Annotated in this window: 11 protein-coding genes; all 11 read right to left on the reverse strand. The window is 50.7% G+C overall.

Annotation, left to right across the window (positions count from 1 at the left end):
• Positions 1-42: 42 nt before the first annotated feature.
• Positions 43-960, reverse strand: a complete 918-nt coding sequence (locus MKY01_RS25980) for an ABC transporter permease (protein WP_143781287.1) — start codon at positions 958-960, stop codon at positions 43-45.
• 60 nt (positions 961-1,020) lie between these two features.
• Entirely contained in the window at positions 1,021-1,953 is a 933-nt protein-coding gene (locus MKY01_RS25985) for an ABC transporter permease (RefSeq protein WP_339284174.1), read from the reverse strand.
• Positions 1,954-2,214: 261 nt separating this feature from the next.
• Positions 2,215-3,858: an ABC transporter substrate-binding protein gene (locus tag MKY01_RS25990; RefSeq protein ID WP_339284176.1), complete on the reverse strand. Its 1,644-nt coding sequence runs from the start codon at positions 3,856-3,858 to the stop codon at positions 2,215-2,217.
• 170 nt (positions 3,859-4,028) lie between these two features.
• The gene (locus MKY01_RS25995) at positions 4,029-5,372 is read right to left on the reverse strand and encodes an LLM class flavin-dependent oxidoreductase (RefSeq protein WP_127547065.1); all 1,344 of its coding nucleotides are present in this window, start codon (positions 5,370-5,372) and stop codon (positions 4,029-4,031) included.
• Between the two features lie 323 nt (positions 5,373-5,695).
• Positions 5,696-5,974, reverse strand: a complete 279-nt coding sequence (locus MKY01_RS26000; RefSeq protein WP_036605813.1) for a glutaredoxin family protein — start codon at positions 5,972-5,974, stop codon at positions 5,696-5,698.
• 217 nt (positions 5,975-6,191) lie between these two features.
• Positions 6,192-7,145 (reverse strand): aminoglycoside phosphotransferase family protein, encoded by a 954-nt coding sequence (locus MKY01_RS26005; RefSeq protein ID WP_339284179.1) that lies wholly within the window; start codon positions 7,143-7,145, stop codon positions 6,192-6,194.
• A gap of 422 nt (positions 7,146-7,567) precedes the next feature.
• Positions 7,568-9,295 carry a glycosyltransferase family 2 protein gene (locus MKY01_RS26010; protein ID WP_339284181.1) on the reverse strand — a complete coding sequence of 576 codons (1,728 nt, stop codon included), beginning with the start codon at positions 9,293-9,295 and terminating at the stop codon, positions 7,568-7,570.
• A gap of 65 nt (positions 9,296-9,360) precedes the next feature.
• Positions 9,361-10,008 (reverse strand): GT-D fold domain-containing glycosyltransferase, encoded by a 648-nt coding sequence (locus MKY01_RS26015; protein WP_235193929.1) that lies wholly within the window; start codon positions 10,006-10,008, stop codon positions 9,361-9,363.
• 894 nt (positions 10,009-10,902) lie between these two features.
• Entirely contained in the window at positions 10,903-11,634 is a 732-nt protein-coding gene (locus MKY01_RS26020; protein ID WP_339284183.1) for a sugar phosphate nucleotidyltransferase, read from the reverse strand.
• The gene (locus MKY01_RS26025; protein WP_047841258.1) at positions 11,631-12,404 is read right to left on the reverse strand and encodes a glycosyltransferase family 2 protein; all 774 of its coding nucleotides are present in this window, start codon (positions 12,402-12,404) and stop codon (positions 11,631-11,633) included. The genes MKY01_RS26020 and MKY01_RS26025 overlap by 4 nt, the downstream gene beginning before the upstream one ends.
• Positions 12,404-13,516, reverse strand: coding sequence for a glycosyltransferase family A protein (locus MKY01_RS26030; protein WP_339284185.1), 1,113 nt, complete (start codon positions 13,514-13,516; stop codon positions 12,404-12,406). Before MKY01_RS26030 ends, MKY01_RS26025 begins: the two co-directional genes overlap by 1 nt.
• Between the last annotated feature and the right edge of the window lie 6 nt (positions 13,517-13,522).

Here is a 13,522-nt window from a genome sequence, read left to right on the forward strand (position 1 = left end):
GAAAGGGTGAAACTTATAAATTCTTATATTTTGGAATAGCGGTCAAGCCGCTCCTTTTACTTTAGGGTCCAGCCGATCGCGAATATCGTCTCCAATCAGATTAACCGCCAGTACAAACAACGTGATCGCCAGACCCGGGAACGTACATATCCACCAGGCAACCGTCAGATAACCTCTACCTTGCGAGAGCAATGCGCCCCAATCCGGAATTTCCTTCAACACCCCAAGTCCCAGAAAACTGAGTCCGGAGCCCGTCAGGATTGATGTCCCTACGCCCAGCGTAGCCATGACCAGCAAGGGGGACAACGAATGTGGCAGTACATGTTTCCAAAAAATACGGGTATTGGAACCGCCCAGTGAACGTGTTGCTGTAATGAAAGGGAGACCTTTGACTGATATGACCTGCCCACGCATCACCCGTGCGTAGCCCGGAATGGAGGAAACCGCAACAGCCAGTGCAATGTTCATCAGTCCTGGCCCAAGAGCAGCTGCAACAGACAATGCAAGGAGCACGCCGGGTACAGCCATCAGAATATCGACAGCCCGCATCGTGACAGTATCAACAATTCCTCCGGCATAACCGGAGATAATACCAAGCGCACTACCGACAATACCGCCCACTAGAACGGAAGCAAATCCAATGAGCAGCGAATCCCTGCTTCCATGCACAACCACACTGAAGATATCCCTGCCAAAATAGTCCGTCCCGAACAGATGCGTAGCAGAAGGAGCCTGCAGTATGGCATCCGTCATCATCTGAGTTGGATCATAGGGCGCAATCCAGCCCGGTACAATCGCACATGCCACGGTAAACACCACCACCAGCAATGCTGCATAAAAGAATAATCGGGATACCGCGAATGAGACGCGATAACGCCAAGGGCGGCGATTCCACAGATGGATACGTCCTACACTGCCGGCCCATGCTTTTTTGTCACCAGCCAAAGGTTTCATGCTCATGAGCAACAACTCCTCCTTTCATACTCCGTGTCAGGACACTTCTGACTGTTCTATCCGATATCATGTTCGGACTGCACGCCGAACCCGGGGATCAATGTACGAATACGAGATATCCACCAGCAGGTTCAAGACCACATAGATAATGGATGTAAAGAAAACAACGCCTTGCACCACTGGCAGATCCTTGGCCATTAGCGCATCCGCAATAATTCGGCCGATCCCCTGTCTGGAGAAGACGGTCTCCACCACAACGGTTCCCGCAAGCAGATCACCGATCAGCATGCCGATTACCGTTACAGCAGGAATAAGCGCATTACGCAGTGCATGGCTATACATGATTGCACGCTCCGAAAGTCCTTTGGCCCGTAATGCCACGATAAACGGTTCATTGATGACTTCCAGCATGCTGTTCCGCACCATCCGTACGATAAACCCTGCACCCACGAGACCCAGCGTAGCTGCCGGAAGAACCAGTGAGCTGAATCCGTCGGAACCCATCGCCGGGAACCAGCCAAGCTGTACTGAAAATAACAGGATGAGCAGAATCCCCGTCCAGAAGGTTGGCATCGAGATGCCAAACAGTCCAACGAGCCGGGCGACAAAATCAATCACGCCATTGCGATGAATTGCAGACAATACACCAAGTGTAATTCCGATTGTGATGGAAATGATTGAACTGAGTGCGGTCAAAGCCAGTGTCGCTGGAAAATGTTCCAGTATTTTTGGCAGAACTGGATCGGAATTGATCATTGATTTACCGAAATCCCCACGCAGCATATCACCGAAATAGTTCGCAAACTGGATGTAAAACGGCTGATCCAGTCCAAGCTGAACCCGCAGATTCTCGATCATCTCCGGGGTAGCCGAGGATGGGTCCAGCATGAGCAGAACCGGATCACCCGGCAGAAGATACATGATGCAGTACACCAGCACCGAAGCTCCGAAAATAACCAGAAGCGATGTTGCGAGTCGTGACAGTATCGTTTGAACCATACCGGGATATCTCCTTCCTGAATCTGTATTGGCCGTTCCTATAGTGCGTGTTCAAAAAGACCAGTTTTCAGTACCGAGAAGATGGAATGAAGCTAGAAATGGAGTAGCGGAGCGTAGGAAACTACGTGAGCAACTGAAATGTTTCCGAAGGAAACATCCTTCGTAAGCCCCCCGCTTATTTCGGCTGAATTTCATATTCGATGCTGATCATGCCATTAGGCATGACTCGTAATCAAAAGTGGACTTTTTGAACAACCTCTGTTAGGGCTGAATGCGGACGTCGTTAAAGAGTGGATAACCCAATGAATCAAACTTGATGCCTTCGACCTTTTTGGATGCAGCGACGGTATACGGGAATACATAGATCGGCAGAATTACCGCTTGCTCAATCAGGTATTGCTGGATTTGATTGTAGATCTGAACACGTTTATCAGGATCCGTCTCGGCCGCTCCCTGCTCTAACAGTTCATCGATCTTTGGATCAGACAAACCGGACAATGTCGGGCGCTCGCCCTCTGCACTCGTATGGTAGAAAGCGTACAAGGCATTTGGGTCAGAATTGACCTGACTGTTTCCATAGAGATCATAATCCCAGTTCTGATAGATGACTGTTGCGATATCTTTTGTAATCTCGACTTCAACAGCAATGCCAACCTGTTTCAACTGTTGCTGGATAATGGCGGCAATGTCATTGCGTTTCTCCCGATTGGGCGAACCATCGACATACCGCAGGGTCAGTTTCTGGCCGTCTTTTGCACGAATACCGTCAGCGCCTTTCACCCAGCCTTGTTCATCGAGCAGCTGATTGGCTTTGTTGATGTCCGGGTTAATGCTACCTTCCAGCGATGCATCATAACCCAGGATTCCAGGAGACAGTGCAGACCATGCTCGTTCGTAGTTGCCCAGATACAATGTTTTGACAATCGAATCTACATCTACGGCGGATTGTACCGCCTGCCTTACTTTCACATCATCCCAAGGCGCTTTGCGCAGATTGAAAAAGAGTGTATATGGCAACCCAACTGTGTTGGCCTGTAACAATTGCTGGTTCGGATCGTTTTTCAAAGCAGCAATATTTTGCGGGGGAACCGTCTCGGCAGCGAGTACCTGACTACTCTGAACACTTCCGATACGCGTCGCTTCTTCCGGTACAATCTTGAATGTGATCGTATCCACATGTGGTGCAGCTTTATTTTCAACCGTCTCAGGTCCCCAGTTGTAATCCTTGTTTTTGGCAACGACGATATCCGCATTTTCATCCCATTTCACAAAGGTATACGGACCTGTGCCCACCGGATTTTTACCTAGCTGGTCACCATATTTTTGAGCAGCTGTAGGGGATACGATCCCCAGAAGTGCCTGGCTCAAGTTGCCAAGAAAGGCTTGCGATGGTGATTCCAGATTTACCTTGATCGTATATTCATCAATGACTTCGGAGGAGCTATAGGGTCTAATCAGGGCAAGGGAATTGGCAGCTTTGGTGACCGGATCAATCACCCGGTCCAGATTGTATTTCACGGCTTCCGCATTAAACGGTGTACCATCATGGAACTTCACGCCTTCACGCAGCTTGAACGTATAACTCTTGCCGTCCTCGGATACGCTCCATTCCGTGGCAAGCCAAGGTTTGATGGAACCATCAGGCAGTTGCACGACCAGATTATCGTAGATCGTCCGGATGGCACGCACAGTTACGGCAAGCCCACTGCGATGAGGGTCCAGCGTATCCGGTGAAGTGGCAAGTGCAAAAGTCAGGTTGCCTCCTTCGGCTTGCCCGGCCTGCCCCCCGCCTGATGCCTGTGCCGTACTGTTCGTGCTACCTCCCGCCGCTCCGCAACCGGATAATACCATCACCAATACTGCTGCCAATGCCATATATTTCATCCATGAGATAGACCTGTTCATATCGCTTCCCCCTCTGTGTATACAGGTGTCATTAAATTTATGTTTATACCAATACTCTATATATCCCATGAGTTAAGTCGGTTTTAAGATAGTACGAAACGTAGTGATTACTTTATTACCGTTTGGAGAACACAACAGACTAAATCAGATGCTCGTTCGCTCCCTATCCGTTATGCCAAATCAGATACAACTTGCTTCTTCGCAGCCGTATAACGGTTAACCGGAATCTGTACCCCAAGGTTACCTCGCAATGTATCGTGTTCATAGTCCGTACGATACAGGCCGCGTTCTTGCAGAATCGGCACAACCAGTTCCACAAAATCAGACAATCCACTTGGCAGCTCCGAAGCAATAATGAAACCATCCGCCGCTTCCGTCTCGAACCATTCCTGAATCTTGTCAGCGACCTGCTCCGGTGTGCCCAAGAATTTGCTGCGTGGTGTTGCTGCCCGCAGAGCCACTTCACGCAAGCTCAATCCTTGCTCTTTGGCATCCTTCTTGATCTTGTCGGTTCCACTGCGGAAACTGTTGCTTCCAATGCCATTCAGCTCCGGGAACGGTTCATCCAGCGGATATTGGGAGAAATCATGGTGTTCGAAGAAACGTCCCAGATAATCCAGCGCTTTATCAATGGTAACCAGACTTGCGATCTCCTGATATTTCTGTTCAGCTTCCTCTTCCGTCCGTCCAACAATAGGATTGATGCCTGGCAGAATAACAATATCCTGTGAAGAACGTCCATAGGAAGCCGCTCGTGTTTTCACATCCTTATAAAATGCCTGTGCATCTTCAATCGTATCGTGTCCGGTAAAGACAGCATCCGCTTCTTGCGCCGCCAGCGTTTTGCCATCTTCCGATGAACCTGCCTGGAAAATCACCGGCTGTCCTTGCCGTGAACGGGCAATATTGAGCGGACCTTGTACGGAGAAAAACTCTCCTTCATGATTAAGCGTGTGCAGCTTGGATGGATCGAAGAATACACCGCTCTCTTTGTCTCTCACAAAGGCATCATCTTCCCAAGAGTCCCACAACCCTTTGGTTACCTGTAAATATTCCGCGGCAATGCGATAACGTTCCGGATGCGAAGGGTGACTGCTCTTGCTATAGTTCTTCGCTGTACCTTCCAGCGGAGAAGTCACGACGTTCCAGCCTGCACGGCCATCACTGATCTGATCGAGGGAACCGAACTGTCTGGCTACGGTGAACGGATCACTATAGGATGTCGAGAGGGTGCCTACCAGTCCAATATGTGAAGTAACGGCAGCCAAAGCGGAGAGGATACTGATTGGTTCGAAGCGATTGAGGAAATGCGGAATGGATTTCTCGGTAATATACAGACCGTCTGCGATAAAGACCAGATCGAACTTGCCTTCCTCCGCTTTCAGTGCCTGACGTTTGTAGAATCCAAAGTTAACGCTGGCATCCGATAGAACCTCCGGGTGTCTCCATGTGGTGTTGCTTCCTCCAACCCCATGAATAATGGCTCCAAATTTCAAACTGCGTTTCGCTGTCATATGCACTCCGCCTTCCTTGGATTAGAATCTTCAAAAGAATGATCAAGGGCCAACTGAACTGATTACGTATGCGAAATAACTTAAAAGTTAACTATTCCTATGAGTTTGGTTTGTTTTAATTTCACAAATCTTATCACTGCCCCGTTAAAGGGTCAACAGCGTGACTAATAGATTTTTTCTATATGAACATTGAAGATGTAAATAAGACCATTTACATCCCAAGAGAGCTATAACTTATTGAACGTTCCGGCTGCTGTACAAATGCGATCTTGCATCATGCAGCAACCGGAACGGCTTGCTCCAAAGGTATATATCAACTCCCGTTAGACTGCTGCCGCTTCGTCCGCTCGTGCCAGAAGTTCAGCCAGCTTCTCCAGATCAGGTTCCAGCAAGGCTTCAAACTTGCCGTCCCCTCCCACTTCAATAACGGGTACATGCCGAATGCCATATTTTGCTTCAAGCACATCACGCAGCACGTCATTGCCCTGCACTTCAATGTTCTCAAAAGGCTGGTTTCGCTCTGTCAGAAATGCTTTCACTTCCCCGCAGAAATGACAGCCTGTTTTGCTCCACAGCACGACTTTTTTGGTTGATGATGACATCGACATACCTCCTGATTAGTTTTAAGATCAAGATCTGGGCGATTTAATATGAACGCCCTAGACCTTCAATTCCTATCTGTTAAATAAGAATTATGGCTCTAAATGTACTCCTGTGCCCTTCCTGCGTCAATGGATCTGCTAATAGAATAAACCTATAACCAAATAGAAAGATTAAATTATAAATTTGAAAGATGGCTTATTTTACAGGAATGAATCACTATTGTCCCCTCTTAACCTGTTTAAAAGCTTGTTTTGCTAAATCAGTGTAGAACTCGATCTGGTCCGGACTTCGATCTATAGCCCACCTCAAGGTATCAAAAGCTTTCAATAACAACACATGGCTCGCTTGATTCAGTTCGCGCTCTTGCTCTTGTGTACTTGTCCCATATCCTTCTAAAAACGCTTTCAATTCTTCCTTATCAGGGCCCTCACCCCGTAGCTGGCATTGCATGAGTTGAATGATATCGCCATACGGTACGACGGTGACCTCCGCATTCCCCCAATCCAGAAGGGTAATCTCACCCGTTGAACTTAGGATTGTATTCTTCAAGGAGAGATCACCATGGCATAAACCAAAGCGGAACTTTTGCAATTTCAATTGTTCGAACCATTGCCTTACGAGCTGTGATTCCTTCATCGTAATGACACCAAGCTCAATCAATGAATCTTGCTCCGTGAGACTATTGATATTGTATTGCACATATCCTTGCCAACTGCCATCTGATCCTGCATGAGGGGGAGAGTAAAATTCGTTTTGTACGTGATCGTGCATTTCCCTTCCAAAACCATTCACCGGGATGGATTGAAACTGTTTTGTGTACTCTCCAAGTTTCCTCCAGATCACGGACGTGGGCACTGTTGTGTCCAACCCGTTGTCCCCTTCCACATACTTTTGAATCATATAGGCATGTTCAGCGTTGACCCCAACGGACAATGTCTCTGGCCCAGGAATACTGGCACTCGCCGCTTGTTCGATGCACCATTTTTCTTTCACAAAGGTAGAATATGTATCTGGATCGTTCATGCGTACAACCACTTTATGACTTGCTGTCTCCACCAAGCAGACCTGATTAACAAAGCCTTTACCCACGATATGATGTGAGCATTTTACTTGTTCCAGCAAAAACTCACTGGCAATCTGTTCGGCTTGTCTGACTATAGAATTCTTCATCCCGCATCCTCCCTCAATCGCTTTACTTTAAGTGGTCTATATAAGTTGAACTAATCATTTATACGATAACGGAGAGGACAGAAAAAACCTGAAAAAGCGTAGCTACAAGCTTTCTGAAAGAAAGCTACTTCGAAAGCATACACTTCGCCTAAAAGCTTTCTGAAAGAAAGCTGCCTCGGAAGCATACGCTATCCCCGGATTTTCCCTTGAGAAAGGGGATCGAAAAAATCTGGGGATAACAGCGATTGGAAGGTTATTCTGTCATCGTAGTGTCAGTATAAATAATCTTTAGTTCAAATTATATAGTTACCATCTCATATGTAATATTCGGATGCGGAATGAATCAGAGCGATTACACAGGGTACCGCTACATCTTCCATTCCGCATCATGCTGCTGATTCGCATAAACAGATCGCCTGACATTACAGATCGGGGTTCAAGAGCTGAGGTGGGGCGATAATGGGCCAGCCTTCTTCCATCGCATTCAGTTGGTCCGCAGACACGCTGATAATATGCCCAGAATGTACACCCCAACGTTCTGCCGCATAGACCGATACAAATCGTCTCCGCTTGTCTCCGCTGATCTGATATCGAATCTCGGGTGCATCCACTGCGGCAACAATACTTCCTTCTGCCCAGCCATTGTGAGAACCATGAACCGCTGTCGTATGCACCTGTTGTGATTCCCTCGGCCATCCTTGCACGTCCCCCGCTGATATCAGTGCTTCTCCGGCAGGAATGGCGAGCAGGTCCGGTTTGGCAACCTGAACAGGAGATATTCCACGCGGTACAGGGATATTCAGCTTCCGCCGCCGTCCGCCGTTTAAAGTATAGACATCTCCTTTGGCATCGGACAGGAACGAACCTTCCGGGTAGAAGTCATAACTGTGTCTGAACTGTAATGTCTGATCTTGGCTGCCCTGCGTTGAGATTCGCTGACGCGGATCCATTGGGTTTGTGTCACCATCCTCTTGTTGACCGGATGGTGTACCAGAGGTTTGTTGTCTAGCCAAGCGGGAGGTTTCGGCAACCAGCGCATGGGGATCTCCCCACTTTTGGCTATAAAACTGCTCGTTATCCTTATTCACTACAGCAAAGTCTTGCTCACCCAAGGCTTTCATACTGACACTTCCAAAGTGGTGGATAAAAGCATCCCCGGCTACCGCAAGTTGGTATCCTGCCAGCTTCACCCGGATGATCCAGTCATCATCTTCGAAATTGCCCACCGTGTACCCTTCGTCCAGATAACCTACCCGTTCCAGCAGCTCCCGTGAGAACAGCCAGCAGAATCCGACCAGTCGATCGGTTATTCGATGTTTGTCTGCATCCGGACGATTATGTGTGGCGGCAAAAGACCACATCTCTTCTACCTCACGGTACGGAACCTCAATCTGCTGATCCCCGCCAATATAGTTGGTCACCGGACCCACCACACCAATCTTCGGATCACTGGCAAGACAAGTCATCATGTTATCCAGCCAGCCCGGAGTAACGAGCGTATCGTTGTTCAGCACGATGATATGTCGTCCTCTCGCCATCATCAGCCCATGATTGACACCTCCAGCAAACCCCCGGTTCTTATCCAGGGCAGCCACCCTCACCATGCCGCCTTTGCGGAGCATCGCCTCGGCAGTTCCATCCTTTGAGGCATTATCCACAACAATGATTTCGTAGGGAGCAGGGGTATGCTTCTCGATACTGGACACACATTTCAGCACATACTCCCGCTGATTGTACGTGGGGATAATGATGCTAACTCCTTCAAAAACAAGACCAAACGAGTTCTGTCCCTGGCGGACACCTTCGTTGTATCCTCTGGTATACCCCTGTTTGTAGAGCCTGGCGCCTTTGGGTGTGCGCCTGCTTTTGCCTTTACGTCTGGATTTCCGTATTGAGCGACGACCTGCTGCATGCAGGACTGCCATGTCAGATCGCGAGACATCGTGTTGTGTGGCACGGCGGGCCGCTTTTTTTTCGTTGCTTATGCTGCCATTCCTGCTGGTTTCACTGCGGCTGTTCTCACTGCGAGTGCTGATATTTGGAATGATGTTCAGATGACTGTGACCCTTTCGACGGACTACGTTTCGAGCCTTAACCTTGTTGCTACGGCTATGACGTTCTTCCCCGCGCTGTTGATCGGGTGTGCTCATGTTGCTCCCTCCATTTCCACTTGTCCGTGAGGCTAACACGCACATAACCAGCCCCCGGACGTCCACTAGAGTTGAAGCTCTCCTGTTACCAGTTTGTCAGCCAAATGTCCAAAATCCAGAGCGACCTTGCCGAGTTCACCTGCAATTCGCCGACACAGAATGACCGCCGGAATTCCTGCCGCCACCAACGCGATATCAAAAGCATGTTCTGCGGTTTGCTGCATCACCCTCGGAATATCCATAACTCCTGCCACAGAACCAATGATGCCTGTGACATGAATCCCCCGGTTATGCAGCAGTGCCGCAAGCTCCGGTGCCTGGCTGCCTATGAGCAGAACCCGCCGTCCTTGCAGTAAGGGCAACACCAGGCCAGACTGATGCAGACTGTAATTGATCGTGGAACTGGTCAATTTCAGCCGGGACCAGTCGATCCCGAAGTGGCGTAATACCGGGAATAACAACCCCTGGAATGTCGGCGCCCGCGAGATCGGCACGCCAACCCAGTCGGCGGCCTGTATGGCTTCCGCAAGCATCGCGCGGATGTCGGGGGTTGAGCATGGCACCCCTGCATAGGGCAGAAACGGTGCCAGCTCCTGCACTTCCTGACCTGGCAGCACCGTATCGGCTGCCAGCGTGAGCAGTTCGCCATCTCCGAGGCGAACGACAGACAAGGGGCGCTGCGCATCCAGCGCCGCCGTGATGTGTCCAGCCATCTCATGCGGGCTGGACAGCCGGGCCAGGCTGGGCGCGTATTGGCGGAATCCCGCCGCGATCAGATCTGCCGCCGCCACGGCAGGCAGAATGTGATCCGGCGGGATGTGCTGCGCCACCAGCGCCTCCCCGCCGGCGAATACGCCGTCGCGGTAGCCCTCGGCGTAGCCGCCGGGCACAGCCTCCGCCTGCACTGCGTGCTCCGCGGGCGGAGGCGGCGAGCCCTTCGCGCTGCCCGCCTTCGCGCCGGCAGGCGCCTCCCCGCCCCGCGGGGGCGACACCCTTCGGGTGTGTCGCCTGGCGCGGGGCGGGGCCAGCACCGCTGGTAGGCATCGCCTGTGGCGTGCTGGCTTGCGGTGCTGGCATGGGCGCACGGCGCATCGCCGTGCGCTGCTTGGCGCGGGCAGCGGCACGCCGGCCCCGCGCGGATGCAGGCCTGCGCCCAGCAGTGGCCCGGCGCAGGCCTGCTTTGCCGGTGCGGCTAGCTCTTGCCGCTTTGTTCGCGCTCGCACGGCCAGCTTTGCCTGCTCTGCCAACAGCACTGCCTGTGCTGCTCGCTTTCCTTGCACCGACCTTATGCGCTGCGCCGGCAGATGTACCCGCTTTAGTCGGGGTACTACGTTTCCCTGACTTCACACCTCTGACTCCAGCAGACCCTGTACCTGCTGCTGCCGGAGTGCCACTGCCCATAAATACGGCCGGGTGGATGCCCCGGGGTTTACCCGACACGGAGGCCCTAGCGGCCCCGGTGCGTGTCACTACTCTCACGCCATTCCCTCCTTTGGCATGCACGAGGATTGTCGCTGCGCAAAGCGCCGGAGCATCCTTCCAGCTCCGGCGCAGAGTGTTCTGCTCCCATGGGGCACCGCACAGCGGCAGCATCAGTCGCATATATTTTAGGGCAATTGTCCTTTCATACGGACAGCTGCTTCCTGGAGCGATTCAAATGTACCTGCATCACTCCAGTATTTCTGCAAAATGTCGTATTCCAGTCCGCCAGCAGACGCGTAGTGATTATTCACATCCGTAATTTCAAGTTCTCCGCGCGCAGACGGCGCAATGTTGCGAATCAGGTTAAATACATGATCGTCATACATGTATATGCCCGTCACACAATAAGAGGTTTTCGGCTGGCTTGGCTTCTCCTCAATGTACGAGATTCGCTCTGGATGCTTTGAATCAAAAACAGGCACCCCGTAACGTCGTGCATCATCCACCTCTTTGAGCAGAACTCGTGCTGTACCAGCAGGTTGCTGCATGTAACGATCCACATAAGGCTTCAGATCATCGCTGAAGAGATTATCACCGAGAAGCACAACGAATTTTTCGCCAGGAAGGATAAATGTGGTCGCCAGATCCAACGCTTCCGCAATCCCGCCTGCCTTTTCCTGAATGCGATAAGTCAACTTGACCCCATGATCCGCTCCCCCACCAAGATACTCTGTATATAACCCGGCGGAAGGTTTGTTGATCACAATCAATAGTTCATCAATGCCTGCCTGACGGAGCCTGTCGATGCCATACATAATCATCGGATGTTTACCGACTGGAAGCAGATGTTTGTTAATGAGCCGGGTCAGCGGATACAGTCTAGTTCCTGTTCCGCCGGCAAGAATTACACCTTTCATTCCACGTTCCCTCCTTCATCGGATATGTCCATATATTCAAGCGGATCGACATGCCATTTGTTCATAAAAATCGAACGATTACGCTCAAGCAGCTGTTTCCACGCTACCGGATCTGTCTTCTGGAAGCTGGCACTTCCCTGATGATGCACGAGAACATCTCCACATACCAGCAGGCGATATCCCTGCAATCTTGCTCTATAACAATAATCGTCATCCTCATAGTGTCCCGGAGAATATGCCTCGTCAAGCAGTCCAACTGATTCCACGACATCTCGTTTCATCAGCATGCACAGACCGACGATCCGGCGTACTTCCCTCCACCTTGAAGAATCCGCAACATTATTGGAATTGGCCAACTCCTGAAAATGTTCCATGTCCCGAAACTGCAGTTTAATCTGCTGGATGCCGCTTGCATAATTCGTAACAGGACCCGTGATCCCAATACTTGCGTCACTGTACAGAGCCGTTCGCAGGTTCTCCAGCCAACGGGGCGTGACCGTAACATCATTGTTCAACAGCAACAACTCATCCCCGCAAGCTGCACGAAGTCCAGCGTTACACGCTGCCGGAAACCCCCGATTGTCCGGGAACCTTACAAATCGAATTCGCTCCAGCGCACAATATTCAGCCGTTCCATCCGTCGAACCGTTATCTACCACGATAATTTCATATGACGCAGGATCGCCCGAGTATTGACGTATGGCATCGATGCAGGGCCTGATCAGATCCAGCCCATTGTAAGTTGGGATAATCATACTCGTCAGTGTCATCAGGCGTTCCTCCTGTAAGCGACTTCTACACGGGAGAGTGTATGTGCCTGGGCTGGATTCCAACCTTTACCCAGCAATGTAGCCAGTGCCTCCAGATGATCTCCGATGATCAATTTGGCGACATCATTCCCACTTCCCGTGTTACCAGGACGCAACCGATTGGAACGAATAACATCCACCTGACTTGGTGCCGAGACGTTCATTCCATGCTGAATAGCTAGACTTTGTGCCTTAGGTGGAACGGCCAGTGATGCTGGCTTCACGGTCTGAATCATACGACGAGATAATGCATGAGGCACGGCTGTCATGGAATTGGAACCCAGATCTGCCCTGCCTAATGTTCGGTTCAGATATGCTTTGATCCGGCTTACCTCATCCTGCCCTGCAAACGCAGGCAGCAAAGACGTCAGATTATTCAACGCCACATCCTGTCCCCGATCAACCGCGAACAGAAAGGGTGCAAGCTGTTCAGCCGATACGACCATATCTCCATCCACAAAAAGTACCGTCTCCGCATCCGTCATCTTGGCTCCAAGTGCCCGGCCCACATCATGTCCTGCCCGATCCGGTTCATAGATTACTGTAAGTCCCGGCTGCCTTAGCACCTGCTTCAAACTGTCATCTGTCGTTCCATTCAGTACCACAATAATATCCGTCAGAGGCAGCCGCTTTAGTTGCAATAACACCTGCCCCAGTGTGTGTTCCTCATTACAGGCACAGACAACGGCAACAGCCGAATGACGAAGAGGTAGCGGCACGATCTGGAATGAATGTCCCGAGGCCTGAGTATAACCCTGCATAAATGCCTTACCTGCCTTCAGAGCTAGCTCGAAGTTGCTTAGCTCCGCAACGTTTGCCGCGTGTGCATTCCATACGAGACGTGCATGTTCTTCTGATACTGTGTTGTTCGCCTTTGCCTCGCTTCCTGCAACTTGCCCCGCTTTCCACATCAAGTGCAGATTTACTGGGCCAGACTTTGCTCGGCTTCTTCTTTTTTTTTGAATATCTACATGTTTCTTGTTCCTATGACGCTTGTTCATTACTGTTCTTCCTGCTGTCGTTTGTCTACTTGTTGTCCGCCTGCGGCGGACAACCCCTGAACGTCCCTTCATTTCCTC

The organism is Paenibacillus sp. FSL R5-0486, assembly GCF_037975155.1.
GTDB classification, from domain to species: domain Bacteria; phylum Bacillota; class Bacilli; order Paenibacillales; family Paenibacillaceae; genus Paenibacillus; species Paenibacillus amylolyticus.

Bases quoted from the DNA above. Each gene is read 5' to 3' on its own strand.
- MKY01_RS25980 (WP_143781287.1), bottom strand. From the start codon at position 960: ATGAGCATGAAACCTTTGGCTGGTGACAAAAAAGCATGGGCCGGCAGT.
- MKY01_RS25985 (WP_339284174.1), bottom strand. From the start codon at position 1,953: ATGGTTCAAACGATACTGTCACGACTCGCAACATCGCTTCTGGTTATT.
- MKY01_RS25990 (WP_339284176.1), bottom strand. From the start codon at position 3,858: ATGAACAGGTCTATCTCATGGATGAAATATATGGCATTGGCAGCAGTA.
- MKY01_RS25995 (WP_127547065.1), bottom strand. From the start codon at position 5,372: ATGACAGCGAAACGCAGTTTGAAATTTGGAGCCATTATTCATGGGGTT.
- MKY01_RS26000 (WP_036605813.1), bottom strand. From the start codon at position 5,974: ATGTCATCATCAACCAAAAAAGTCGTGCTGTGGAGCAAAACAGGCTGT.
- MKY01_RS26005 (WP_339284179.1), bottom strand. From the start codon at position 7,145: ATGAAGAATTCTATAGTCAGACAAGCCGAACAGATTGCCAGTGAGTTT.
- MKY01_RS26010 (WP_339284181.1), bottom strand. From the start codon at position 9,295: ATGAGCACACCCGATCAACAGCGCGGGGAAGAACGTCATAGCCGTAGC.
- MKY01_RS26015 (WP_235193929.1), bottom strand. From the start codon at position 10,008: ATGGCTGGACACATCACGGCGGCGCTGGATGCGCAGCGCCCCTTGTCT.
- MKY01_RS26020 (WP_339284183.1), bottom strand. From the start codon at position 11,634: ATGAAAGGTGTAATTCTTGCCGGCGGAACAGGAACTAGACTGTATCCG.
- MKY01_RS26025 (WP_047841258.1), bottom strand. From the start codon at position 12,404: ATGACACTGACGAGTATGATTATCCCAACTTACAATGGGCTGGATCTG.
- MKY01_RS26030 (WP_339284185.1), bottom strand. From the start codon at position 13,516: ATGAAGGGACGTTCAGGGGTTGTCCGCCGCAGGCGGACAACAAGTAGA.